We start from the raw sequence: 26951 nt of genomic DNA, 5'->3' as shown, positions 1-26951 counted from the left end.
AATTTATTAATACCGTTAGATGTATTAAATCGATTACTTCAAGGATGAACTCAATGCTCAATTCTCTAAAGTCTCCATTACTTTTATCAGCCATGTTAAGCGTCACACTAGGCTTGACCGCATGCTCATCACCAAGCTCAGAAGGTGAGGATACTGCCGCTGTAGATAGTACGGCAACTGAGGCTGCCACTGACACGCTGGATACTAAATTTGTGACTATCGCGACCGGCGGCGCCTCTGGTCCTTACAACATCATCGGTACGTCACTGTCTGAGGTGTATGTCAAAAACTTTGGCGTTAACTCCAAAACCCAAACCACGGGTGCATCAGTTGAAAACGTCAATCTATTGACCCAAGGCAAAGTCGATATGGTATTGGCATTGAGTGATGTGGTCACTGACGCAGTCGAAGGTAAAAATAACTTTGAGCAGCCAATCACGAACATTCAACAGATTGCAGTACTGTACCCTAACGTGGTGCAAATCGTCACGTCGAAAAAATCTGGCATCAAAAATATTGAAGACTTGCGCGGCAAGCGTATCGCTGTTGGCGATCAAGGCTCTGGCACGGAAGTAAACGCTCGCACCTTACTAGAAGGGTTTGGCATCACTTATGATGATGTCACCGTTGATTATCTAGGGTTTGCTGAAGCGGCTGACGGCATGAAAGCAGGTAAGATTGAAGCGGCATTCTTTAGTAGTGGTCTGCCAAACTCATCTTTAATGGAGCTAGAGCAAGGCCTCGATCTACAGATTGTGACTATCGACCAAGACAAGCTAAAAGAAATCATTGCGGCTAAGCCTTATTTTAAAACCTTTGCTATCCCTGCGGGCACTTATGGCAATGAAACAGATGTTCCAACTGCAGCAATCATGAATGCGTTGTTGGTTAGCTCTGATCTGTCTGAAGCTGATGGTTATAAACTAACCAAAGCTTTGTTTGATAATTTGGACGGTCTAAAAACAGCACACCAAGCGGCTAATGACATCAGCTTAGAAACGGCTCGTGAGGGTATGGTCGCTCCAATCCATCCTGGTGCTAAGAAATACTATGACGAACAAGCAGCCAAGTAATTCATGTTGGTTATCAACTGGCGCCGCATTCATTGTAGCGCTGGTTTTTTTTATGCTATGGATGGGTTTGATGCTCCAATCCGTTGTGGAAGTGCGAGTTGCAGTCGAGGGTGATGATGACAAGGTTTGTTATTTCGCCGACCCTAATTTTCAGCTGCGCTGGATACATTCTGTAGAGAAGCAGTGGTGGGAAGAGCAGTATCAGCGTCTAGATAAAACCAGTACAGAAGATGCTACGTTATTACTCACCACCACTTACTTTGAAGCGTTCGGTGCTGGGACCCCCTCAACTGAACCACTCGCTCCCATACAAAAACCTGGCTATCTTGGGTATCAAATTAATGAAGAACTGCCCAATCTCAATTGGGTCGTGTCTAGACTGACCAAGGGTGAGATCGATTACGGTGGTCATCGTTTCTTGATTCACCAGTGGGTGCCAGACTATTCTGAAGTGGTAATCATGCCTAAGACGTATGGTTTAATTGATAGATTTAAAAAGGACTTTTGTCATGAACTCCCAAGTGACGGATCACGATAGCGTGAATACCACGCCAGATGCTGACGTTGATAAAGATGCTGAGGCTGTCAACCGAGCGGTATTGGAAAAATACGACCGAGAGTCAATCACACGTCATATCACGCAAGGACCAGTGAAGTACTTTATCGCTGGTATTTGTATCCTTTATTCGCTCTTTCATTTGTATATCACCTTTAACCCAATGCCAGCGTTGTTACAGCGCTCCGTACACGTGGGTGTTGGTTTTGCCTTGATTTTCTTGATTTTCCCCGCCAGCAAAAAAAGCAGTCGTAAGCGAGTCGCATGGTATGACTGGCTTTGGTTTGCGCTGTCCTTATCTGGCATGGGCTACTTGATTTACGAGTATCAAGATATTGTGACCTCGCGCGGCGGTATGGCGAACCAGATGGATGTGATATTTTCACTAATCACCGTAGTCTGTGTGTTAGAGGGCAGTCGCCGTATCACAGGTTGGATTTTGCCAATATTGGCAGGGATATTCTTAGCCTATCCGTTTGTCAGTCACATGGATTTTATGCCTGACAGGCTGTTGACTCGCCCTTACGATATGGGTGATATTTTTGGTCAATTATTCCTAAAAACAGAAGGTTTATATTCTGTCGCGATCGGTGCGTCAGTGACGTTTATTTTCTTGTTTATCTTATTCGGTGCGTTCTTAGCACGCTCAGGGATGGGGCAGCTGTTTAATGATTTGGCATTGGCCATCGCAGGTCATAAGAAAGGCGGGCCTGCAAAAGTAGCGGTCATCTCTAGTGGCTTTATGGGCAGTATCAACGGCTCTGCATTATCAAATGTAGTAAGTACTGGTGCCTTTACGATTCCGCTGATGAAAAAAGTCGGCTATCACAAAGATTTCGCGGGTGCAGTTGAGGCGAGTGCGTCTGTAGGTGGGCAGATTTTGCCACCAATTATGGGTGCCAGTGCGTTCATTATGGCAGAGACCACAGGTTTGCCTTATAGCACGATTGCGCTTGCAGCCCTATTACCAGCCGTGCTGTACTATTTGGGTGTGATTGCACAGGTACACTTTCGCGCTGGTCGCCGCGATCTAAAAGGTATCGCTAAAGAAAATCTGCCAGCAGTAAAAGCAGTACTAAAAGCACGTGGTCATATGCTATTGCCGATTGTTTTTTTGGTTTTCTTGTTAATCAAAAATGTACCTGTCGGTTATGCTGCCGCTTATACCATTGGTTTTACGGTTGTCATCAGTATGCTACGTGCTGAGACACGCATGAGCTTTTCTGATATTTTGGGTGCATTGGAAGATGGTGCGCGTCAATCACTTGCAGTTATGGCGGCCTGTGCGGTCGTTGGTATTATCATTGGGGTGGTGAGTCTGACTAGTTTCGGTACCGTAATGACATCCTCTATCGTTACGCTAGGCGCGGGATCGTTGTTCTTTACGCTTATTTTGACCATGCTAGCATCTATGGTATTAGGCATGGGATTACCGTCTATTCCTGCCTATATCATTACGGCGACGATGGCGGCACCAGCGTTGGCTGGTTTTGATATTCCAATCTTGTCAGCGCATATGTTTGTCTTTTATTTTGGTATTTTTGCCAATATTACCCCGCCTGTGTGTCTGGCGGCCTTTGCTGGTGCGGGTATATCGGGCGGCGATCCGATGAAGACAGGATTCTTGTCACTCAAACTGGCACTCGCTGGATTTATCGTACCGTTCATGTTCATCTATAATCCTACGATGCTGATGATTGATCCAACCGGTTTAGCAGTCACGGCAAAAGACTTTCCACTACCGCCTATTGTAGATATCATCACGGTGGTTGTGACCTCAGTAACAGGTGTGATTGCACTAAGCTCAGCACTTGAGGGGTATTTTAGAGGTCAGATGAATACCGTGACTCGTGTCATCTTAGCGATTGGTGCTTTGCTATTAATTTATCCTGAGATGTTGACGGGGATCATCGGCGGTATCATCGTACTAGGTATTGCGGTACTCAACATAAAAACAGCTGGAAAGCCAACGCCAACTTTAACCGTGTAAAACGTTGGGTTTGAATCCTTTGATAATCTATCAAGGCGAAAAAAAGGGTGAATAACAAATTTGTTATTCACCCTTTTTGGTATTCTTAAAAACTGTTCTTAGCGATCGTTGTTAGCAACTAATTTCGCATCGCTTTGTAGCTAGATTAGCAGCCAAGTTTGCCTTCAGCTTCTAATGCTTTTTTGCTGCGGATAGGTGCTGGGCAGTCTTCGCCGTAGTACTGACGATCTGCAAAGTAGCTTGAGCGTACCATTGGACCTGCCCAAATGCTAAAGAAGCCAATCTTTTTGCCGTAGTCCATATAGCGTTGGAACTCATCTGGATGGACGTAACGATCGACGGGCGCGTGATTCTTACTAGGCTGTAAGTACTGACCAATGGTAATCATGTCTACGTCATGCGCTTTTAGGTCATCAAGTAGGGCATAGATCTCTTCTTCAGTCTCACCAAGACCGACCATAAAGCCACATTTGGTTGCGATATCAGGACGACGCTCTTTGTAAATTTTAAGCAAGTCGAGTGAATGCTGATAATCAGAGCCTGGACGGAAGGCTTTATAGAGACGTGGCACGGTTTCGATGTTGTGGTTGAACACATCAGGCGCGGTCTCTGTCAGTAGGTCTAAAGCGATATCCATACGACCACGGAAATCGGGTACCAAAATCTCGATTAGACAATTGGGGCTAAGCGCTCTTGATTCGTTTAGTACTTCAACGAAATGTCCAGCACCGCCATCTTTTAGATCATCACGATCGACAGAAGTAATTACCGCATATTTGAGCTTTAGACCTTCGATAGTCTCAGCGGTATGACGTGGCTCATCCTTATCTAGCTCATTAGGGCGACCGTGACCGACATCACAGAATGGGCAGCGACGGGTACAGATATCACCCATGATCATAAAGGTCGCTGTACCATCAGCAAAACACTGTGGCAGGTTAGGGCAGGCCGCTTCCTCGCAGACGGTGTAGAGCTTTTGCTCACGCAAAGTGGCTTTGATACGTGCCACTTCAGCAGGTGATGACATTTTTACCCGAATCCAATCTGGCTTTTTCTTAGCCTCGACGGTCGGGATTACCTTGATTGGGATACGGGCAACTTTATCGTAGCCACGTAGCTTTTCGCCTTGGATGGCTTTTTTTGGTTTGACCTTAGCAGCAGGTACATGTGTTTGTACGGCAGTTGTCATAATAGAATTATCTCTTAACCCTTTATATTATAAGGGTTTATGGAATTATCAAAATGTTTTATGAGTAACGATATTATAGCAGAAATTTAGCAGGTATTTTTTGTACAATATCATTAAGGTTACTACGATTGCTCTAGCGACCATAGTTTTAAATATCTATATCGATTTCCATCTCATTTAGGGTATCTATGGCGGCACGAAATGCTTCTTGCGTGGCAGGCGCGCCGCAGTAAGGGAGGCTATGCATCAGCACTTCTCGTATTTCAGCGACACTTGCCCCGTTATTGATGGCACCGCGAATATGTCCTTTTAACTCGTTTGGGCTTTTTTGTGCAATCAAAAAGGCAATGGTAATTAATGAGCGGTACTTGCGCGGTAGCACTGAATCATCTTGCCATGTGCTGCCCCAAGCATGTTCAATGATCCAGTCTTGTAGTGGCTGAGTAAATCCTGTTGCCGCGTCAAGCGAGCGCTTCACATGCTGCTCACCCATCACCTCTGTGCGTACTTTGAGCCCATTGTCATAGTTGGTATTGTTGTTCATATTACTATCGTCCATATCTCGTCGTCCTTAATAATGTCTTATAAAAGCGCATAACAGTCATATGGTGCCTGTTCAGTCATAAAGCAAGCACTTATTGATACGTGTGCCTGAGTGAATGCCAGTTATAATGAGCGTGACAATCATATTATTGATGGCACTATTTTTATAATAAATGTTCGATATGGCCTTACTATGCGCCTTTTCAGGACTGAGCCATTAACATTTAGAGCGATTTAAGCTATGATTGCACGGATAATTATTCCCTATAGTATATAGACGCAGGCAGTCATGCTGACTACCCACGCAATGTGCTAAACCCCAACTGACGAGGACGACTATTGTGTTAGAAGCTTATCGTAAACATGTCGAAGAACGTGCTGAGCTAGGAACGGTTCCGCTACCATTAAACGAAAAACAAGTAGCAGAGTTGGTTGAATTACTAAAGAACCCGCCAGCAGGCGAAGATGCATTTTTGATGAACTTGTTAGAAAACCGTATCCCTGCTGGTGTTGACCAAGCAGCCTACGTAAAAGCTGCGTTTTTGGCTGCTATCCTAAAGGGTGAGACGTCATCGCCACTTATTAGCAAGCAAAAAGCGGTTGAAATCCTAGGTACGATGCAAGGTGGCTACAACGTTCAGCCACTAGTTGCTGCCCTTGATGACAGTGAAGTTGCACAAGACGCTGCTGAAGCACTAAAGAAAACGCTATTGGTATTTGACGCATTTAATGATGTGACTGAAAAAGCTGAAGCGGGCAACACCATTGCTAAAGAAGTGGTTCAATCTTGGGCTGACGCAGAATGGTTCTTGAACCGTGATGCAGTACCAGAAAAAACCACTTATACGACGTTCAAAGTCACTGGCGAGACTAATACAGATGACTTGTCGCCTGCGCAAGACGCATGGAGCCGTCCTGATATTCCATTGCATTCACTAGCCATGCACAAAAACTCTCGCGACGGCATCACTGCTGACGAAGAGGGTGTTGTTGGTCCAATGAAGCAAATCGAAGCATTAAAAGAAAAAGGCCATCCGCTAGCTTATGTTGGTGATGTCGTTGGTACTGGTTCTAGCCGTAAGTCTGCCACCAACTCAGTATTGTGGTTGATGGGTGAAGATATTCCTAACGTGCCAAACAAACGTGGTGGTGGTCTGGTATTGGGTAACAATATCGCTCCGATCTTCTTTAACACCATGGAAGATTCTGGCGCATTGCCAATCGAAAAAGTTGCCGTTGATAACCTAAACATGGGTGATGTGTTTGACATCTATCCATACGAAGGCAAAATCACTAAGCATGACTCTGATGAAGTATTGTCAACGTTTGCACTAAACTCACCAACATTGCTTGATGAAGTACGTGCTGGTGGCCGTATCCCATTGATCGTTGGTCGTGGTTTGACTAACCGTGCTCGTGAATATATGGGTCTTGGTCATTCAGACGTATTTGCTAAGCCAGAAGAGCCAGCCGATACGGGTAAAGGCTTTACGCTAGCGCAGAAAATGGTTGGTAAAGCGTGTGGTCTAACAGGCGTACGTCCAGGTATGTACTGTGAGCCTAAGATGACTACGGTCGGCTCTCAGGATACCACTGGTCCAATGACGCGTGACGAGCTAAAAGACTTGGCATGTTTGGGTTTCCAAGCAGACCTAGTCATGCAGTCATTCTGCCATACTGCTGCTTATCCAAAGCCAGTTGACGTTGAGACTCAGCATACACTACCTGACTTTATCATGAACCGTGGCGGCGTCAGCTTACGTCCAGGTGATGGTATCATTCACTCATGGTTGAACCGTATGCTATTGCCAGATACCGTTGGTACTGGTGGTGACTCGCATACTCGTTTCCCAATGGGTATCTCGTTCCCAGCGGGTTCTGGCCTGGTTGCGTTCGCAGCTGCAACTGGTGTCATGCCACTTGATATGCCTGAATCTGTTCGTGTTCGTTTTGTTGGTGAGCGTCAAGCGGGTATCACCCTACGTGATCTCGTACATGCGATCCCTTATCAAGCGATCAAAGAAGGGTACTTGACGGTTGATAAGAAAGGCAAAATCAACGAGTTCAACGGTCGTATTCTTGAAATCGAAGGTCTAGAAGATTTGACCGCTGAGCAAGCGTTCGAATTGTCTGATGCCTCAGCTGAGCGTAGTGCTGCTGGTTGTACCATCACTTTATCTGAAGCATCAGTGACTGAGTACCTAAACTCAAACATCACGCTGCTTAAGTGGATGATCAGTGAAGGCTATGGCGATGCGCGTACGATCAGTCGCCGTGTTGAGCAAATGCAAGAGTGGTTGGCTAACCCAAGCCTCATGCGTGCTGATGATGATGCTGAATACGCTATCGACATCACTATCGATATGTCAGACATCAAAGAGCCTATCCTTTGCTGCCCGAACGATCCAGATGATGCAAAAACGTTAGCAGACGTCGCTGGCGATACCATTGATGAAGTATTCATTGGGTCATGTATGACCAACATCGGTCATTTCCGTGCCGCTGGTAAATTGCTACAAGACGTACCAGCAGGTAGCCTCAAGACTCGTCTATGGATTGCACCACCGACTAAGATGGATGCACGCCAGTTGATGGAAGAAGGTTACTACAACATCTATGCACAAGCCGGCGCTCGTACTGAAATGCCAGGTTGTTCACTATGTATGGGTAATCAAGCACGTATCGCACCGAAGTCTACTGCGGTATCGACCTCAACCCGTAACTTCCCGAACCGTCTAGGCCAAGGCGCTAACGTATACCTAGCATCTGCCGAGCTTGCAGCAGTCGCAGCGGTACTTGGTAAATTGCCGACTAACGATGAATATCAGCAGTATGCTGGCATGCTAAACAGCATGGGTGATGAAGTGTATCAATACATGAACTTCGACCGTATGGAAGACTATACGGAAGAAGCAGACAAGATCAATGTTGCTCAGTTGAGCTAGTCTTGGTTGACGCTTAAGTTAAACGTTTTTAAATAAACAAAACCTCGTATCGTGATGATGCGGGGTTTTTCGTTTTCAATATCAATAATGCATTTAACTATAATCACGACAGGAGTTGTCATAATAGACATACGTCTATACTTAAAATTATTAAAATATATGTATAATCAAGAAATAAAATTATCATAGGAATTAGAATGAGTTTTTCAATAGAGATACTATTAGGATTTTTAGCAGTGATAGCCGCTATTACTGTGCCACTCATTATCTATTTCCTGCAGAAAAGTAAAAAGAGATTGGCTTATGAAGTTGTTTCAAATACACAGTTAGTTGGAGTTAAAAGTGAAGTTCAAAATAAGATTAAAATTCATTATGAAAATAAAATTGTTGAAAATGTACATCTAGTATCAATTAGGATAATTAATAGTGGTAACCAACCGATTTCAATAGACGATTTTGCAAGACCAATCAGTATACAACTTGGTAGTAATACAAACATTTTGACGTGTGAAGTGTTAGAACAAAGTCCGAAAGACTTGGATATAAGTATTTTAAAAATGCAAAATAGCGTCGAAATTCAACCTCTATTACTTAATCCAAATGACAGTTTCAATTTGAATATCCTTCTAAGTGATTATAGGGAAGAGCTAGAGGTTTCTGCTAGGGTTAGAGGAATTAGCAACATTAAAGTTTATAAAGAGCCTGAGTCTATAAAAAGTATATTTTTATTTTTACTATTCGTTTTACTATTAATTTTAAACTTTTTTAACGCTGTATCTAAAAATAAAATTGGAAATTTTTTGGGTATAGATGGTCAGAACCTAGTATTGATACTTATGGGGCCTATTATTATATTTATGTGCTATACATTAATAAGCCTTTTGTATCAAGCTACTAAGGATTTTCTTGTAAAAAAAGTTAAAGAGATTTATTCTGAAGAAAGTGAGGAATAATCTATCTATAAAATATTAAGTATTTTTCTAAATAGGATTTGTATAAACTTTTTATACTTCAAGGTGCTCTATTGAATCTCATGCTACGATAAGTGCACCAGCTGATTTTATACGCTATCTTATGTATAATATAGGGGCAGGCGGAAACCGTGGCTCTGCATTTGACCTCTCTTTTCTATCTCGGGACGGACCGATACTTTGATATGCACTTTGCTGTTTAAATACAGGTGCTTTGGAGTCTTGGTTGATTACCTTATCCCCAGTTAAACGCCGTATTGTCTATGTGATTGTGTTTGAAATTCTGGCAATCATATCCTCTACCTTTGTACTCATGAAGCTTAGCAATAGTGATGCATCAGAATCGCTGCCCGCTGCTATGATGATATCGCTCGCTGCGATTATTTGGAACTTCTTATACAACACCGCTTTTGAGACTTGGGAGCAGCGCAGGCGTATAGCTGAGCGTACGCTGCTAATTCGTAGTGCGCATGCGCTGATTTTTGAAATCGGTCTGGTATTGATTTGCTTACCAATATACATCATCTGGTACGATGTCGGCTTGATCGAAGCATTTATGATGGAGGCAGCTTTGATGGTTTTCTTCTTAATATATAACTTTGTATTTACCTTTATTTTCGATAAAATATTTACCTTGCCTTATCATTATGACCCCGCGACGGCCTCTTGATAAAGGGCGCTGAATAGAAAAGGGCTGCCATAGTGGCAGCCCTTTTTTGATAGTATCCTTATAGTCCGTCTAAGCAAAACAAACTCAGTTGTCAGATTAAAGTGCTTACAGTCTCGTTATTTAACCTGGCGTTTAGCTTGGCTTGTCATTGAGCCTGTTACTTACCTTGATAGACAGGTTTACGTTTTGCTATAAATGCGCTAACCCCTTCTATAAAGTCATCGGTTTTTGCCATTACTGTCTGTTGCTCTACTTCCGTATCTAATGCTGCGCTCAAACCAGCAAAGGCGTGTACGTTGAAGCTCTCCTTCATAGCAGCCAATGCTTTGCCTGGTAGTTGGCTCAATCGTAGCGCCAATGCTTGTACGGTAGCATCTAGCTCATCAGCACTCACCACATTATTTACTAGATTTAAGCGCGCCATATCTTCTGCTTTTAACTTATCACCCAGCATCACAAGTTCCGTTGCTTTTGCGGCACCGACCAATTGATTCAGTAAATAAATACCACCTGCATCTGGCACTAGGCCAATATTGACAAAGGCTTGTACAAATTTTGCGTTGTCTGCGGCGATACGGAAGTCACAAGTAAGTGCCAAGTTCATACCAGCACCAGCTACAGCGCCTTCTAGTTTGGCAATGATAGGTTTATGCACATGGCGTAGTTTTAAGCTGACCTCTCCTGCGCCCTCTACCATACCTCTTAGTTTGGTAGAGACAACCTCTTTATCCAGCCCTTCAGATAGCATCTCTTTGATATCGCCGCCACTTGAGAAATTACCGCCAGCGCCTTGCAAGATAATCACTCGTACCTGATCGTCTGCTTCAGCCTTGTCTAGTGCTACCAAGACTTGGTTTTTTAGGGGGGTACCAAAAGCATTTAGGCTTTTTGGATCGTTAAAGGTAATGATCGCAATGTGTTTTTCAACTTGATAATCGACTAAAGGCTCTGACATCTGAGATTTCCTTATTTAAATGACGGTTTTAATATTTTGTATCAGTGAGAATGCTATGAGATAAAGGTAAAAATGATTCAATACCAATTACTATAGCAGCTTGCTCGGATTATAAAAGAGTATTTTATGAGCGCTCAAGACACATCTATACACTGGTCAAGAGTGCTGTTTTGTCGTATAAATTGATAGGGATTATCCAAGGACGTGATTGTCTAGCAAGGAGGTCATTGCCGAATGCATTTATAGACTATGCTAATATTCCAAGCTGAGCATAGAAGAATGTCATGTGACATATAAATTTTCAATGAATCAAACAAGGATGTGATTATGCCAACTATCAATATCAATAATGCTGATATCTATTATGAAGACAGCGCGCCTAACGATACGCAAAAGCCTGTCATTGTATTTGCTCATGGTCTGCTGTGGAGCTCGCAGATGTACGAAAAACAAGTGGCGTACTTTAAATCAGATTATCGCTGCATTGCTTTTGATTTCCGCGGACAGGGTCAGTCACAGATTACCAAATCTGGCTATGATATGGAGACACTGACCGAAGATACGCTTGGGCTAATCGACGCGCTTGGTATTGATCGCTGTCATTTTGTTGGTCTGTCCATGGGCGGGTTTGTGGCTCAGCGTATCGCCATAAAGCGTCCTGAACTACTGCTATCGCTCAGCTTACTAGAGACATCATCTGACGCCGAAGATCCAAAAAACATACCGCAGTATCGTAAACTGGTAAAAGCTATTCGTTGGCTCGGTATAAAGCGTGTGAGTAGCAAAGTCATGCCGATTATGTTTGGCAGTACGTTTTTGACGGACAAGCTACGCAAGTCCGACCGTAAGCACTGGCTCACTATGTTGCAGGGTAACCGTAAAGGCGGTGTGGTTAAGGCGACCATGGGCGTCATCGAGCGGACAGGCACCTATGAGCAACTGGGTGAGATTACGACACCGACACTCATCATCGTTGGGGATGAAGACGCAGCAACGCCTTATGATAAGTCTGAACGAATGCATTTTGCCATTGCTGGATCTAAGCTTGCGGTTATCAAAGGGGCAGGCCATACCTCAACAGTAGAGGAGCCTGATCAGGTCAATCGAGTGCTTAATAAGTTCTTGGAAAGCTGTGCTTAGTATAAACAACGAGTAGAGTATAGATAATGAGCAGATGCACGGCAGTACTTTGCTGATTGAAAAGTACTCAATAACCTAACAAAAAAGCCGCTATCGCTTATGTGGTATCGGCTTTTTTTTACTGTAGATATAATAAGCAGTGGAGGACTAGCGCCGTGAGCTATATGGCGTATGTCCATCATCAATGGTACCAAAAGCTTCTGCACGGTTGACAACTTCGGTGGCCCATGCCCGATGGGTCGCGGGCTCTAGCATGGTGTTGTTATATTTAAACACCGCTTTTGCGTCAGTATGTAGAATGGCTTGTGCTTCATCTAATGTGCTGAGTGGCACGCAGTAAGCTTGCTGCACTAAGGCGATTTGACTCGGATGAATGACCGTTTTGCCCACTAGACCTAAGCTGACATCATGGTTTAGCTCTTGCATGAACAGTGTTGGCTGATCCAGATATTCAAATACAGGCGCGCTCAGATAAAACCCATGCGGCACGAAACAGCCAAGCAGCTGATAGGCTAGGGTACCGATAGGCGTATCATAGATAATGCTGTTTTTTGGTCGACGTAGACGCAGTGCTGCAAATAGATCATTACCACCAATACGGAGTGCAAATACAGGCTGACTAAAGGCCTCCTTAAAAGCAATGGCCAGCTCTTGGTTATGATGCGGACTAAACAGCGCGGCAGTTTCGAGTGTGGGCATGAGTAGATGGTCGATACTGAGGTTCTGACAAGCCATCCGCCAGTTCGATAAGCTATACATATCGACCTTTGGCATAACAAAACCGTCGATCAGGTCGATATGAGCATAGTCCGCCAGTTGTTGTAGCATCGATGGACTACGCGGACGTATAAAGACCAATGGTCGCGTTGGATGCTGTGCGTGAATAGCAGCGGCTCTAGAGGGCGCATTGATGCTGTTGACATGTTCAGCCCAAGTATCCAGCAGTATACGCAAGCGCTCAAGTGCCAGCTCAACGTCTTCATGACTGACAGCATCCTCTAGGCAAATAATAATACTGTTGATCGTAGGTAGCTTGTCGCGCTTGATGACTTGCCAAATATCTTGCCGAGTAGCAGGCATGTATAGACTAGCACCCAGCTGATAGGGATGATGCGTATGCGGTCTGACCATCGCATGACGCTCAGTAATCAGATGCGCATAAGACTGGGTATCGTGGTAAAGCTCTGACTCATTGTGTTTGGTATCTGACATAGTTGGCATCATAAATAGAGGAATAAGGGGCAAGCGTTCAATCATGCGAGATGAATTTGTGCTACAGGTATTAACGGTCTTTCGTGCGTTGCTTGATCAGAGTGATGGCTTGATAAGGCAGTATTTTATCACCTAATACGTCAATAGTGATGCCTCGTTGCTCACATAAATGACGCAGTAGTACGGTATCGGGATGCGCCGCGGTCGCGAGCAATATACGCTCCGGATCACGGCGCAAGATAGCGCGCGTCGCCTCGGCGATAGTTGGCTTAATACGGTTGCGATTAGTGATGCCATAGTCTGCTGCGAGCGTATCTATCAATGCAGCTGTCTGGTAGCGCGGCTGCTGATAGGTTGGCAAACACTCTGGTGGCGCGGTCAGTGAGCGTCTCGCTGCATCGACATGATCGATAAATGCCAAGCTATGATCTGCCTCTATCAAATCCTCATAAAAAACACTGCGATGAAGACCTGATTGCGGCTCGGTATATAAGCTGCGCGAAATCAGGCCTGATACGGTGCTATTTAACAAGCCTGATGGAATTAACCAATCTTCTGCGCTCGCCGCGAGCCAAGCAACGCCCGCCGGATCGGCAAGAGTCAATAGCGGAATAACATTCGCGCCTTGGTGAAAAATATTGGCAAAATTGGCATGAGACGTATCGTTAAATACGTCTAAGCTGCGCGCAAGCTCCTTATAAATCGCGCCTTTACCTGTCCAGCCATCGACGAATACAATCGGACTGTTTGGGTACGCGTCCAGCAGCATTTGCAGCGCCGCAGGATCAAGCCCGCGATCACGGATGATACTGATACCATAATGCTTGCTTGGTAGATAGTAGCTGCTATCTGTGTCCGACAGCGCACGCTGCAATAGTACGCCAATCGGCAGACCTGCCCGTACCAAGCTCACCAAGACCAGCGGATGCTCATCACTGACATCATGACCAAAGACATCATGTATGGTGTGCGCTAAGTGTGCGATATCAGTTGCGGCTCTCTCACTACCTTGCGCCAACGCTTGACGGTATAGCTGCTCGTGCATCGCGGTAGGCGCTTGCTCTAAGGTCAACATGTCAGAGTAGTGACGTTGCCCACTTTGAATGAGTGCCTCTTTTTGACTGACCTGCACATCGGCAACAGCATCTTTATCGACGATATTGAGTAGGACCGTCACATCGCTTGCAAGATAGCTGCCTGAGCCGTAGTTGTTTAGATTGGCTCTATGGGTCTGTATATTAGGTAAAGTCATAGTATGAATAATGGCACTTGTGATGATAATGAGGTTATGTGTCTGTTTTTTTAACTGATTGTTTAGCCCAAAAAATTAAATAGATGGCTCAGACTGATAGTGTTCATGCATCTGACCGCGGCTTGGCATACCGTACCAGTCAAGCAGTTGCAGAAAAGGTAAGTCCGCCAAGCTATCACCAAAGCCAAAACTGGGACGCTGATGATCTAAATAATTGTCTAACAAAAACTGTACGGCATGATGCTTGTGAACCGCATGGGGCAATATCGCTAGATTATTGGCATTGACATGCACATAAAAATCTTGCTCAAAATCACGTATTAACGTGGGCAGTTTTTTGGCCAAATCTATTAACGCTTGATGGTCTTTTTGCGCGTGTTTGATCGCTAAATAAATGGTTAATTCTTCCTCGACAGAGCCATTGTTAAAGCAATCAATATGTGGCGTAAATACCAACTGGCTTTGCTCATTTTTGCTATGACTAGCAAATAGCTCGCTCAGTTGGTTTAACTTATCTTGCAATGGTGCAAGCTTGCTATACATAAGCTGCTGCCATTTGCTTAGTAGCTGCCCATCAGCCGTTAAAATAATGGCACCATGAGTCAATACTTGCCAACTGTCGAACGGTAATTTAACACGCTTAATTTCACTACGATCACGCGCCGTCACGACTATTAGGTCGGTACTAGCCAGTAACCAGTTAAAAAAGCTCGCTTGGCGCTGACTCATAAAGCTGAGTGGTTCATCTTGCTTGTTAACCGTCGCACATACTAAGTTTTCAATTTCAGCAGTAGGCAAATTCCATGCGTCGATTTTACGTTGGGTTTGAAAAAGTGTATCGTCCAAATCCATTAGCGCGTAAGGCTTAATGATATCGGGGTTAGGCTTGAAAAATGGGATAGTCATGACGTCGTCCATAAACAGGAAATATGAAGGTGAAAGAATGGTTTAAGTCGTCGGACTGACCACCAAAACATTATCCAAACCGCGCCACATCGCATCGACGCTATCAGCAGCCGTTTCTACACACAACACAATCAAGTCCCAATCACTGGGCTCAACATTATAAGCAAAGTTGGTCATGCCCAGTCCGTAATTATCATGAAAGCTCAGTATGTTAGTAATAGCACCGCCAAGCGCAATCGGTGAGCGTGTCAATGCACTAAATTTAACAATAGCATCCCTGTCAGCTTTGAGGTTTTGAGACGCTGCCTCAAGCCATTCGGCTAATAAAAACGGCAACCACACAAACTCGTTGCTGCCCAATACCAATATTTTCTTGGGCAGTTGACTCACATCAAAGCGGTCTTGATTATAGAAGCCTGCAAATGTAGCCTTAAAACTTGAAAGATAGTTATCAAACCCATTTGTGCTATCGAGCGTGGGGAAACGTCCCCAGTTGCCCGTAAACCCAAGCGCCTGACTACCTGCTGCAGTAGTATCAACCGATGGCATAGTGATAGGCTCTGGGTTAGGCGCATCGGTCCATTGCCATGCACCAGAAAGCAGATGATGACGATGAAACTCAATACCAATCAAACGATCCGCCATACGCGCAGGCTGAGCGCCATTTGTCTGCTGGTTTGTATTCTCTTGATCCAATGACCAATCAACCAGAGTTGTTAGATGCACTTGCTCTAATTGTATCAGACCTGCATCACGTAAAGCTGTGACGACATTAACACAGGTATTGCCTGTTGACGCTTCGTCATCGACCATGATTAGCGTTTTGCTAGTGAGCAGTTGTGCTTGTGTGATGCTATCTGTACTTTGATAAATCAAATGCTGGCTGGCATGACTGTGGTCTTCACAAAAAGTCGTGAATAACGAGTTAGTATCGCTTTGTTCACCCTGATCAAGGCTTTCATCATGTTGGGCATGACGAGTAGAGTTCAGTAGCAGCGCCTGCGGATAGCGTGTTTGTAGCGCTTGATGCACGCCTGCCGATAGACCGACCGCGGTCTCTGCCATACCAATGACTAAAATTGGCTCGGGCAAATCATTAGGAACTAAATTGGTCAAATCAGTAAACGCATTTCGCATGGTGCTGGGTGCCACGGGAATATGACGACCCAATACTTTTGAGACAAACAAAAACGCCCGTTTTGGGTTAATGCGCTGGGCAAAACCAAGCAGATCTTCTAGCTGATAGTTGTCGCTGTGTTCCAAGCTATTCTTGTTAGCCATTGAATTGGTCTGATAGGTCAGATCAAGGGTGCCACGAGGTAGGGTGATGCTGCGTTTATAGGTTTTGTTAGATGGTATATTTTGATTTGTATTATTCATTGTTTCTTGTTGTCCTATGTATTATCAGATCTCATTTATTGCTTATGTTCATTTGGCTTTATGACGTACATAGAGCGTAGAGTTTACCGTTTTGGTTTCAAATATTCTGATATTTTTAATCATGTCAGAGAGTCTGGTATAGCCATAACTTTTAGGATCTAGGGTTGAGTAATGCGTTTTCATAGCATTACCAACTATTCCAAAATTTACCCAGCGTTCGCTATCTGCATTTGGGTGATCAATGATGGAGGCGCGTAGACTATTCAATAATTTGGTATCACATTTTAAGCGTCTCTCATCCCATACTGATGTGGCATTGTCGTTTGGCGCTACACTTGAAGTTGGCAATGCATAGTTTTTTAGTTTAATAGAAATAACTTTGTTCACAGTGCGTATATCATATAACGCCATTGCTATAATTAATTCTGAAAACTTTGCATAGCCGTATCTATCTAACTTGATATTTGTATGGTGTTGTTTAATCTGGCTAGCAAGATAAGATAAATTTGACCAGCCTTTGGCAGAATTTGGGTCTTCTTTTATCAGCTTGTTTAAAACGCTAATAAGATGTGTCTGCTTCTGAAGTGCTTTGGTTGTCCATTTTTCGGGTGATGTCTTGGATTCGGTGATAGGAAGCAATGGTTTAGTCTTAATATCAAGGCTGGGCGCGTCTTTGTTTTCGCTGATGGGTAGTGTTTTTGGTAAAGTTACTAAATCTTCCACGTAGTAAAAGTTATCACAGGCTTGTGTGAACGCTTTGACGGTCTGTTGTTTGCCAAAACCAAAGACTTTAATACCGTTTTTTCTTATGCGTAGCGCCAAAGCGGTGAAATCACTATCGCTAGATACTAAGCAGAAACCGTCGTAGTGTCTACTATGTAGTAAGTCCATAGCTTCAATAACCAGACCAATATCAGTCGTATTTTTACCTTTAGCATAGGCGAAATGTTGTATTGGGTCGATAGCATGCTTTAGCAGTGCTTCTTGCCAACCTTGAATATGTACGTTGCCCCAGTCACCATAGATTTTTTTACAAGCAATGTGACCAATGCCCTCTATCTTATGTAAAATATAATTAATGTTATTAGCTGAAGCATTATCGGCATCGATAAGAACGGCTATGCTTTTGAGTTTCATTGATATAACAGTCCTTTCTTAATACCGTTTTTCTTTTGAGTTTATCATTGTAGTAGACCATTAACCCTGACAGCCAACCAGCCATAACGCGCTACGGCTTTGCTTGCTGAGTTGCGGTGTGGTCAGAGGCATATTCACAGGTGTCACGCTTGAGGTATCAGGCGTACATTCCAAGCTGATGCCAGCACTCGCAAGCAGCGCAGATAATAACTGAAATTTTACCGCATAGTTCATGTTTTGTGCGTGTTCATGGACCAGACTGGCAGTTACCATACCAACGACCTCGCCAGTTGGTAGTAATAATGGACTACCACTAGAGCCGGGTTGAATGGGCGCGGTAAACTGAAGATAACGGATATCATCATTCAAACCCGTTAGCCCTGAAATACAGCCTTGCGTCACTTGTAGTTGACTGCTGAGTCCCGATAGTGGGAATCCCAGCGTTGTAATGGTTTCACCCAATATATCACTACACTGCTGCGCCAATGGAATATAGTGAGGCAATGGGTCGCTAACTCTGATAATAGCGGAGTCGCTACCGATATCGCTGAGTACCACTTGTGCCTCGCGGTCGGGCTGACCCTGCTGGCGTATACCAATCATTTGGGCTGACTCGATTACATGATAACAGGTAAGCAGGTGATACGGATCAATGGCAAATGCCGTGCCTGTCCACGTCTCACCTGACTGCACTTGACGAGGCGTACGCACTTCGTTATTAGGACGCGCTTGCTGTTGTTGGGCCTCCATAATACGTGTATGTGTATCAGGTGGTCGCATATCGAGACTGACCTGTGCGCGCCGCTCAAGACTTGCCAATCCTTGGGTCGATGATTCACCAAGCGCCCGACATTTGAATTGTCCATTACGCTGATATATCTCTAAGATGATAGCGGCTTTCACGTGACGTTCGCGCGCCGTAAAGTCATAGCGAAGGGCACCATCATCGATTGTTAAGCAAACATCCTTTAGCTCAACCGCAGGTAGGTTGAGATTAGGATCAAGATAAACATAGGCAATCAGCTGTAAAAAATAAACGCCTTTTTTATCAAATAATGTAGGTAAGTCAAGCTGCCATATATTTGGGTCTTTTGAATTATTTATTGTCGCCCAGTCTTTCGATTCATGCAGATAGGCTGGGCTACAAACCGCTTTGCGATTCGCATCTAGAGGCAGCCATAGTAGCCCAAGCTGCTGTCCAAATTTAAGCGGGGTGGTAGTAGAGAAGGTAATCGAGCACTGCGCGTTTGTGATAAAGGTGTTGGCGCCTAACACGAGCGCGGTCTGTGCTGTCATCGTATAGTCCTAATTGATTTTTTATTTATCCACACGGTCATTATAGTGTTGAATGTAGTTGTACTAGTGACATAAAAAGTAGTGCTCATACATCATGATATAAATAGAAAATTAAAAGTATCGCTATATTTTAGAATAAGCAGCATGTTTATCTACTAGCAACGGCGATCTATGGCAAGTACAAATGACAGAGATCAAAGTATGTATAGAAGACAGCACAATAATAACGCTAAAACATTGTATTAAGTAGACTAATGTTTGTTTATATAGCAAATAGCCATCTATCGGATATAGTCACCATCCATCGGACAATCTATCAATAAGTCTTGCTTGACTAGATAAATATCATGATAATGCGATTAAAATTCATTACTGTTTAGTAACTTTATTGCAGATTACTGTTAACAAGGTAAATAGAGACGCTATAAAGTAACCACTTACTAAGTACTAATTAACCACCTACTTGAAGTACTCAAGACCAGCCGTTCCAATCTTATCTTAAAGCTCACTTTTTATCTTTAACTATACGAAAAGCTAAAAGTTGCCCAGCTGCAAGTAATGCCATGTTTGATAACTATGCCTACACTTTTATCAGTTATTAAAAATAAGACGGTTTAGTCATTCTATGCTGAATAGCATGGTTAAAAAAGAATTTTACATATCGCCTTTCCATAATATCTATATTGCACAACAGTCAATGGTATAGGAGCTCGATGCTTCCATTAGACATGCTGCCTGATATATAAATGGTTCGGTATAGCAGCTTAGTCGTATTTTAGAAAAGGAGTGACCTTTGAAATTTTCTTGTGCATTAGAGACGTCTTCTGAACGTGTCCGTTTGGTTAATGTCATCTCGCCACTTATCAAAGCGGGCTATCAACTTGTCTCCCAAAGACAAGAGTCGTCAGGAAATGGTGGCAATATCATCCACGTCATTGCGAGAAGTATGAGCTCCAAGACACAAGAAGAACTAATCGATGATCTTTCTTCGATTGAAGGGTGCACGCTTTTTAATTTAGAAATAGATGACGAGAGTAGCTCATCAACCGCGCCTGCACAAAAGGTTTTAGACGAAAAAAGTGTTCTATCCGCCATTGGTGCCTATTATCCTAAGATAGCAGACATTGTTAGCGAGTATGAGGCAAGCCTACCTTTTGATCGCCGTGTAACAGCGTTGCAAGAGTTGGGACGCAAGGTGGGTGGCGGTATTTATCAGCGAGATTATTCACTGGGTAGCCCATTAAAAATGCCCAAGACAATCAGTCGTGAGCTTGTGCCAGCACTGAAAGGGTTGTCCAAAATTAAAGCAAAAGACAATGTCATTTATTTAATCAAATGTCCATTTTGCAAGTCGGCAAACCACAATCATTCAGGGTGCCACTTTGTTGTGGGATATATAGAAGGGTTTTTGGCAAGTAACCCTGCTGTAGATAGGGTGCAAGTCGAAGAGACTAATTGCGGCGCCAGTAGTACCAATATTTGCGAATTTACCATCGGGTAGGTCAGCACGACGCATAGATAACTCACTGTCTATGTAAACCAATAACGAGCGTATGATGTCCTGCAGTTGATCCAAATCAGTGTTATATGGCTCAGTTTTTATTAAACACAAAAGGCAAAAAAATGATTGAAGTTGAATATAACTTACTTTTGGTATTGGTCTCTTATGCCATTGCAGTATTAGGCTCTTATGTTGGTTTAAATCTTGCCATTCGAGTACCCTCTGCAAAACCAGGTTCAGACCTTTATTTTTGGGTTGCGCTATCTTCGATTGCGATTGGTGGTGCTATTTGGTCGATGCATTATATTGGCATGATGGCAGTCGATATGAAGATGCCAGTTACGTATGATTTAGGTCTGACGATTGTCTCGATGTTGCTGGCTGTTGGCTTTGTGGCTGTGGGAATTATCATTGTAGGACGCGGCGACTCTAGCACCGGTAGATTGCTCGGCGGTGGTGTTTTGACAGGTCTGGGTGTTGCAGCCATGCACTATACTGGTATGGCTTCGATGCAAATGGATGCGACTATGTCATACAACATACCGCTTCTGATTACATCTATTGTGATTGCTATCGTGGCTGCCATTGCGGCACTATGGCTGGCCTTCAATCTACGCGGTACGCTACAGCGTTTTGGTAGTGCGTTTATTATGGGTATCGCCGTTTGCGGTATGCATTACGTTGGTATGGCAGCGATGGAGATGAATATGACTGGTAATATGATGGATATGGGTTATACGCATGACAGTGCTATATCTTCATCGATTATGATTTTTATCGGTTCGGCTATCATATTGGGCTTGTTGTGGTTTATTGCATCTAAGAATGCACCTAAAAAAGCAACACTGGTATTTGGTGACTAGTTTTAAGTTGCTGTTTTGCTATTGATATAACAAGAATACAGCATAAAGGGTTTTAGATGATTATCTAAAACCCTTTTTTTGTGGCTACTTTTTGAGCCTACTAATGTGGTTATTGACACGTCGTATTTTTAAGTATGCAATCAGGCACTCAGCAGCATCTTCAGTTACTCAGTAGTGTCGTCAATTTTGACACTCACCATGATAGAGCGTACTTGACACGGTTCTATTTGCCGTGTGATATCAGCCAGCTTTGGTTTATCGGTTAAACCAAGCCAATAGCCAAAACCGACTTGCGTCAAATCGATCCCGCTATGCGTGGTGTAACCAATACCACCAGATGGGCGGCTATTAATCTCAAGGACGCGGTGCTGTCCGTCATCATCGGCTTTGGTTTGTACACTCACGATACCGTCACAGCCAAAGGCTTTAATCAATGGAATAACCACATCCATGACTGATTGCTCATAGCCAATATGCTGGATCTTGCCTGTCTTATAGCGAGTAACGGCCGCTAGTACTTCACCATATTCACAGACCACATCGATTGAGTACTCTTGGCCTGATAGATAAGGCATAAGCAGCATAGGGATAGGGCGCTTATGTACCATTACGCTATTGTTGTAAGCATTAATAAACTGCGCGGTATTTATTTTTTTCTCTTCAGTAAAGTATAAATGCTCAAAGCTATCGTAAGCACTGTCTTCAGACTTGCCTGTATCCAAGCGCCAAAATCCTTGGGCAAAAATACCGACGACAGGTTTGACGCATAGGGGCTGATGACCGTGTTCAGCGAGTAAAGCCTCAAGCTCAGCGGTATTGTCAAAGCGCCAAGCATCAGCGACAGGAATACTGTGCTCATGACACTGCTGCATAAAGGCAAATTTATCCTCGATTGACTCCAATGCCGCAACGCTCATTGCCCCTGTTAGCAAACGAATACCCGCCGCATCAAATATCTCACGGTGTGTTTCGTAATCAATGCCATTACGCCCAGTCAGCAATACTTTGACATTGTTTGCTTTGGCGTGCTCTAAGACAAATTGCCAGCGCGGCGTAGCTGATGCACTCATTGCTTGCGCTTCATCATTGATAAATGATTCAGACGGCTCACGATAGATCTTATCAGCAAATTCAAAAATCTCAGGACGGTTGTGACGGTGTGAGGCAATAATATTAAAAGAGTCGTTTAACTGGTTTTTTAGAGTCTGCAGGCTCTCTAACATATCGCGCTGGCTGGACTGACCTTCAGCTAACCAAGCAGCTACTGGTGTGGAGTGGGCGCTATCGTTAGCAAGGTTATTCATAATTTTCTCAGCGTTATCATTGTGTGTAGGAAACAGGATCAATCAGCATTGCTACCGCAAAACTGGTAGTAATAAGGGCAAGACGATATCATCTAGCAGCATGTATTATATACAAATGGCGCCTCTTATAAATGCCTCTCGTGAAATAGTCACATGGGTTTTTCAGAGTGTTTTTGTGACTCAAAGTATGATTGCTCGGTTCAAAACTCTCATAATATCCATGCTACTATATGACGATGATGGACATAGTAATCAAAACGACAACGAGATAATAAATAATCCAAAGGACAGATAATGAGTCAAGTGCAACCTCAAACATTAGTGGCAGGTGCCAATGCACCGCTACCAACTGACAATATCAGTATTCGTATCTTGAGCCAAAGCGCTATCGACTGCGCGGCGTATCGCCTAACCACAGATGGCAAAGTACGCGGCGATGGCGATATGATATTTTATGGACAGACCCGTAGCGATGATGGCAGCGTTAGCTTTCGTGGTCACGATAGTGATGGGTTTTTTGATATCAACTTACCTGCACAACCTACGAGTATCGAAAAAATCGCTTTGGCATTTTCTAGCGCGCAGGCATTGGCCCAAGTTGGCGACGTGGATATTCAAGTCCTACAAGGCAGTCAGGTACTCATGAGTTGCCAATTGAGTGCTGCTGGGCGTAACGAAAAAGCCATTATTTTGGCGGAGTGCTACCGTCGTCAGGGTAGTTGGAAGTTTCGTTTTATTGCTCAAGGATTTGAAGGTGGGTTAAAACCGTTGTCTGAACATTTCGGAGTCGAAATCGCAGATGAGGCACCAGCGCCGCAGCAAAACCCTGTACAAAATCAGTCGCAACCAATCAATACGCAGCGACCTATCAATACGCAAAAAGCAGGCAACACCTCTCAAGCGAGTACTCCGCCACCGATTCCTACCAGTCCGTCGATTAATCTAAGCAAAATTACGTTAACCAAAAACCAATCGAGCATCAATCTTAAAAAACGCGATAATTTTGGTAAGATTTCAGTGAACTTAGACTGGAACCAACGTCCAGAGAGTAACAAATCAGCTCCCAAAAAAGGCATCCTAGGAGATCTATTTAAACAGCATCAAGCGAGCGGTATTGATCTCGATGTTGGCGCAATGATCCATCTAAAGAACGGCGAAAAAACCTTGATTCAAGCGTTGGGTGACCGTTTTGGTAGTCTGCAATCAGCGCCATATGTGTGCTTGCGAGCCGATGATAGAACGGGGCAGGTGAGTGGCGGTGAGTGGCTCGATATCAATGGTCAGCAGTGGTCACAGATTGAGGAGGTGTTTATTTTCGCCTTTATTTATGAAGGCGCGCCAAACTGGGAAAAAACCGATGGTGTTGTGACCATTCATGTACCGGACCAGTCACCGATTGAGACCCGTCTAACAGAAGGGGCTGGTAACTTGCCGATGTGTGCAATTGCGCGTTTGGTCAATCAGCAAGGTAGTATCAATGTTGAACGTATCAATCAATACTTTAAAGGCCATCAAGAAATGGATAAAGCCTTCAACTGGGGTTTTAGTTGGAAGCGTGGACGTAAGTAATGGCTTGAACCATACTACTCGAAAAAATCCCGTTGCTACAAAAGCGAATGGGCAAATAAGAAAGCCCGTCTGTGAATAGACGGGCTTTCTTATTATAAAATGAGTCAATAAATCAGATAAATTATTATCCAATCAAAATATCAAGTCAATTATGCATGTGGTGTAATAGCAGGCATCAAGTCATGGAAGGTACGACCAGAGGCAGTTTCACCAATCGCATGCATTTTCCATTCGTTGTTATGACGATAGACTTTTGCCATTACCATCGCGGTATGTCCACCTTGTGCTGACAGATTATAACGTGCTACTTCGCTATTATTGTTAGCGTTAACGATACGGCAAAATGCATTCTCTACCGTTTCGAAAGTTTGACCGGTAAAGCTATTGACCGTGAATACTAGAGAGACTACATTGGCAGGGACTCTTGAGAGATCAACATTGATAACTTCATCATCACCATCGCCATCACCAGTACGGTTATCACCTGTATGGACGATACTGCCATCTTTTGACTTCAGCTGACTGAACCAAATAGCGTCAACTGCTTGTTTATTGGCATCGAACATAATGCATGAAGCGTCTAAGTCGATAGAGTCGCCGCCACTACCGCCGCCGAATAGTTTGCCTAAAAAGCCACCTTTTTTATCTTGTGGACCTTGAGCGACATCCCAGCCCAGACCTAATTTAACCTGAGTCAAATCGCCGCCAGCTTCTTTGCTTAGGGAGATTTTCTGCCCTTTTTGTAGACTAACTGCCATATGAGTATCCTTATAATAATTGTGAGTAAAAACTGCGAATAAAAACGTGATTAAAAAATGCTATAAGATATTATCTAAAAATCCGCCTCCGCCGCCGCGTCCACCTGAGCTACTGCCTAGGACGCTCTGTAACCAACCTTGATAGCTATCGCGATTGCGCGAGCAAATAATCACTTTGCCCGTTCCTGAAAAGTTCAGAACCATACCTTCGCCACTGGTTACAGAGTTGATGATATTGCTCATAATGCCTTTTTTCTTACTGGTCGAAACTGATAGTTTATACTCAAGGTTCGAGTCCCAGCAAACGACATGACCGTTATCAATGATGACATCTTTGTCTGGCGTCACCTCAATCTCAAATAGTGAGCCAAAGCCAGATACCACTACCTGTCCTTGACCTTGGGTCTGCATGACCATGAAGCCACCAGTATCCCCAAATACGGCACCGCCCAGATTACGCTGAATATTGGCTCTAATATCGACCCCTGTCTGCGCGGCAACAAACGCACCATCGCTGAGTGTATATTGTTGTTTGCCGACCTCGATGATTTGCATATCACCATCTAGCGTAGGTGCGAGCAGACAATCGCCTTCACCATTGACCGCTTCAATCTGCTGCTGAAACAATGATTCGTCATTGGCGAAACGGCGCATGAGTGACTGCATAAGTCCACCTTGGAGCTTACCTTTTAACTCAAGGTTAGACTCCATCATTACCATTGCATTGGCTTCACAATATATCGAATCGCCTTTTTTGAGATTACAGTGTAAAAAAGGCTCAATAGTACCGATCAAACTGAATGTTGCGGACATGGGTGACAAATCCTTATTCTAATATCTTTTTTAAATAGCTTTTTAGTCAGCCAATTAAATTTAAAGCCATCAAATGCGTTAAAAGGGCACACTTGATGGCTCATAATTATCGCAATTATATAATTGCGATAATTGGCTGGTCAGACGTTTACGTTATTTGAATATTATACGTTGACGCCATAAGAAGCAGCTAATGGCCCAAGACCACCACTGAAGCCTTGACCAACGGCACGGAATTTCCAGTCGCCGTTATGACGATATAGCTCACCAAAGATCATAGCCGTTTCGGTGCTACCATCTTCTGATAGGTCGTAACGAGCGATTTCAGATTCGCCATTATCGTTTACGACACGGATATAAGCATCGCCAACTTGACCAAAGTTTTGGTTACGTGCCTGACCTTCATAAATGATGGCACAAATGGCTACTTTGTTTACATCAGATGGGATGTTGGCAAGGTTGATTTTGATTTTTTCGTCATCGCCATCGCCTTCACCAGTGCGGTTGTCACCAGTGTGCTCGACAGCGCCGTTATCTGATTTTAGGTTGTTAAAAAAGATAAAATCTTGGTCATTACGGACTTTCCCTGCTTCATTGATCAAAAAGCCAATGGCATCTAAATCAAACTCTTGACCGTCAGTTGCGCGCGGATCCCAGCCTAGACCGACTGTAATGTTAGTTAAACCTGGCGCTTCTTTTGATAAGTTTACGTTGCCGCCTTTTGTTAAGCTAATAGCCATACAAATATCCTTTGGATTAATAGTTAAGTGGATTGGTTATAAAAAATAAATTAAAAGTTGTGCAGTGACTGATATATCAGCCAGAACAGCAAAAATCTGAGCTGTACGCTATATGCTGTATATCATTACGTTTTACTATACTAAGCGTTCGCTCACTAAGCAAGGCGTATTTTGTGCGCTTACTATAT

23 protein-coding genes are annotated in these 26951 nt (G+C 43.7%); 10 read left to right on the top strand and 13 right to left on the bottom strand.

Features of this window, described 5'->3' with window-relative positions; translation table 11 throughout:
- The first annotated feature begins 53 nt into the window (after positions 1-53).
- Genes AC5JPY_RS03465 through AC5JPY_RS03455 form a run of 3 tightly spaced genes read left to right on the top strand, consistent with a single transcriptional unit; the run spans position 54 to position 3619 of the window.
- Positions 54-1073, top strand: coding sequence for a TAXI family TRAP transporter solute-binding subunit (locus AC5JPY_RS03465; RefSeq protein ID WP_493852126.1), 1020 nt, complete (start codon positions 54-56; stop codon positions 1071-1073).
- Complete coding sequence (locus AC5JPY_RS03460) at positions 1051-1611, top strand: DUF1850 domain-containing protein (RefSeq protein WP_493852125.1); 561 nt, start codon at positions 1051-1053, stop codon at positions 1609-1611. The genes AC5JPY_RS03465 and AC5JPY_RS03460 overlap by 23 nt, the downstream gene beginning before the upstream one ends.
- Entirely contained in the window at positions 1583-3619 is a 2037-nt protein-coding gene (locus tag AC5JPY_RS03455; RefSeq protein WP_372887390.1) for a TRAP transporter permease, read from the top strand. Before AC5JPY_RS03460 ends, AC5JPY_RS03455 begins: the two co-directional genes overlap by 29 nt.
- Before the next feature lie 145 nt (positions 3620-3764).
- Here the strand turns inward: AC5JPY_RS03455 and lipA are convergent, their stop codons facing one another.
- Together lipA and AC5JPY_RS03445 are read right to left on the bottom strand one after the other, a co-directional pair.
- Complete coding sequence (gene lipA / locus AC5JPY_RS03450) at positions 3765-4808, bottom strand: lipoyl synthase (protein WP_372887392.1); 1044 nt, start codon at positions 4806-4808, stop codon at positions 3765-3767.
- A gap of 148 nt (positions 4809-4956) precedes the next feature.
- A complete protein-coding gene (locus AC5JPY_RS03445; protein ID WP_493852124.1) occupies positions 4957-5367 on the bottom strand; it encodes a carboxymuconolactone decarboxylase family protein in 411 nt (136 codons plus the stop codon).
- Between the two features lie 325 nt (positions 5368-5692).
- Between AC5JPY_RS03445 and acnB the strand changes: the two genes are divergently transcribed.
- The 3 genes from acnB (at position 5693) to AC5JPY_RS03430 (ending at position 9937) form a co-directional block, all read left to right on the top strand.
- Positions 5693-8296: a bifunctional aconitate hydratase 2/2-methylisocitrate dehydratase gene (gene acnB / locus AC5JPY_RS03440; RefSeq protein WP_493852123.1), complete on the top strand. Its 2604-nt coding sequence runs from the start codon at positions 5693-5695 to the stop codon at positions 8294-8296.
- 197 nt (positions 8297-8493) lie between these two features.
- A complete protein-coding gene (locus AC5JPY_RS03435) occupies positions 8494-9249 on the top strand; it encodes a hypothetical protein (protein ID WP_493852122.1) in 756 nt (251 codons plus the stop codon).
- 244 nt (positions 9250-9493) lie between these two features.
- Positions 9494-9937: a PACE efflux transporter gene (locus AC5JPY_RS03430; protein WP_319050567.1), complete on the top strand. Its 444-nt coding sequence runs from the start codon at positions 9494-9496 to the stop codon at positions 9935-9937.
- Positions 9938-10094: 157 nt separating this feature from the next.
- Here the strand turns inward: AC5JPY_RS03430 and AC5JPY_RS03425 are convergent, their stop codons facing one another.
- Entirely contained in the window at positions 10095-10892 is a 798-nt protein-coding gene (locus AC5JPY_RS03425; RefSeq protein ID WP_493852121.1) for an enoyl-CoA hydratase/isomerase family protein, read from the bottom strand.
- Positions 10893-11219: 327 nt separating this feature from the next.
- Here AC5JPY_RS03425 and AC5JPY_RS03420 point away from each other — a divergent pair, with 327 nt between their 5' ends.
- Positions 11220-12032, top strand: a complete 813-nt coding sequence (locus AC5JPY_RS03420; protein WP_319050565.1) for an alpha/beta fold hydrolase — start codon at positions 11220-11222, stop codon at positions 12030-12032.
- Positions 12033-12179: 147 nt separating this feature from the next.
- Here the strand turns inward: AC5JPY_RS03420 and AC5JPY_RS03415 are convergent, their stop codons facing one another.
- The 6 genes from AC5JPY_RS03415 to AC5JPY_RS03390 all read right to left on the bottom strand — a co-directional run bounded on the left by AC5JPY_RS03415 (position 12180) and on the right by AC5JPY_RS03390 (position 19215).
- Positions 12180-13244 carry an HpcH/HpaI aldolase/citrate lyase family protein gene (locus AC5JPY_RS03415; protein WP_493842873.1) on the bottom strand — a complete coding sequence of 355 codons (1065 nt, stop codon included), beginning with the start codon at positions 13242-13244 and terminating at the stop codon, positions 12180-12182.
- A 70-nt stretch (positions 13245-13314) separates the two neighbouring features.
- Positions 13315-14496 (bottom strand): cysteine protease StiP domain-containing protein, encoded by a 1182-nt coding sequence (locus tag AC5JPY_RS03410; protein ID WP_493852120.1) that lies wholly within the window; start codon positions 14494-14496, stop codon positions 13315-13317.
- A 75-nt stretch (positions 14497-14571) separates the two neighbouring features.
- Complete coding sequence (locus AC5JPY_RS03405; protein ID WP_493852119.1) at positions 14572-15402, bottom strand: HAD hydrolase family protein; 831 nt, start codon at positions 15400-15402, stop codon at positions 14572-14574.
- 42 nt (positions 15403-15444) lie between these two features.
- A complete protein-coding gene (locus AC5JPY_RS03400) occupies positions 15445-16782 on the bottom strand; it encodes a phosphoribosyltransferase domain-containing protein (RefSeq protein ID WP_493852118.1) in 1338 nt (445 codons plus the stop codon).
- Positions 16783-16830: 48 nt separating this feature from the next.
- Entirely contained in the window at positions 16831-17919 is a 1089-nt protein-coding gene (locus tag AC5JPY_RS03395) for an NYN domain-containing protein (RefSeq protein WP_319050560.1), read from the bottom strand.
- 60 nt (positions 17920-17979) lie between these two features.
- Positions 17980-19215, bottom strand: coding sequence for a S1 family peptidase (locus AC5JPY_RS03390; protein ID WP_443526206.1), 1236 nt, complete (start codon positions 19213-19215; stop codon positions 17980-17982).
- Positions 19216-20008: 793 nt separating this feature from the next.
- Here AC5JPY_RS03390 and AC5JPY_RS03385 point away from each other — a divergent pair.
- Positions 20009-20716, top strand: a complete 708-nt coding sequence (locus tag AC5JPY_RS03385; RefSeq protein WP_443526208.1) for a hypothetical protein — start codon at positions 20009-20011, stop codon at positions 20714-20716.
- Positions 20717-20838: 122 nt separating this feature from the next.
- Complete coding sequence (locus AC5JPY_RS03380; RefSeq protein ID WP_493852117.1) at positions 20839-21579, top strand: MHYT domain-containing protein; 741 nt, start codon at positions 20839-20841, stop codon at positions 21577-21579.
- A 164-nt stretch (positions 21580-21743) separates the two neighbouring features.
- On the opposite strand, the gene AC5JPY_RS03375 is transcribed toward AC5JPY_RS03380, so the two are convergent.
- The gene (locus AC5JPY_RS03375) at positions 21744-22883 is read right to left on the bottom strand and encodes an ATP-grasp domain-containing protein (RefSeq protein WP_493852116.1); all 1140 of its coding nucleotides are present in this window, start codon (positions 22881-22883) and stop codon (positions 21744-21746) included.
- 294 nt (positions 22884-23177) lie between these two features.
- Here AC5JPY_RS03375 and AC5JPY_RS03370 point away from each other — a divergent pair, with 294 nt between their 5' ends.
- Positions 23178-24452, top strand: coding sequence for a TerD family protein (locus AC5JPY_RS03370; protein WP_493852115.1), 1275 nt, complete (start codon positions 23178-23180; stop codon positions 24450-24452).
- A gap of 149 nt (positions 24453-24601) precedes the next feature.
- Here AC5JPY_RS03370 and AC5JPY_RS03365 read toward each other — a convergent pair whose 3' ends face one another.
- The 3 genes from AC5JPY_RS03365 to AC5JPY_RS03355 all read right to left on the bottom strand — a co-directional run bounded on the left by AC5JPY_RS03365 (position 24602) and on the right by AC5JPY_RS03355 (position 26763).
- Entirely contained in the window at positions 24602-25210 is a 609-nt protein-coding gene (locus tag AC5JPY_RS03365) for a TerD family protein (protein WP_319050553.1), read from the bottom strand.
- Between the two features lie 60 nt (positions 25211-25270).
- Entirely contained in the window at positions 25271-26023 is a 753-nt protein-coding gene (locus tag AC5JPY_RS03360; RefSeq protein ID WP_319050552.1) for a TIGR00266 family protein, read from the bottom strand.
- 164 nt (positions 26024-26187) lie between these two features.
- Positions 26188-26763, bottom strand: a complete 576-nt coding sequence (locus AC5JPY_RS03355) for a TerD family protein (protein ID WP_319050551.1) — start codon at positions 26761-26763, stop codon at positions 26188-26190.
- Between the last annotated feature and the right edge of the window lie 188 nt (positions 26764-26951).

The sequence above is a fragment of the Psychrobacter sp. H27 genome, assembly GCF_059072655.1.
This window is presented reverse-complemented; position numbering and strand designations above follow the sequence as displayed.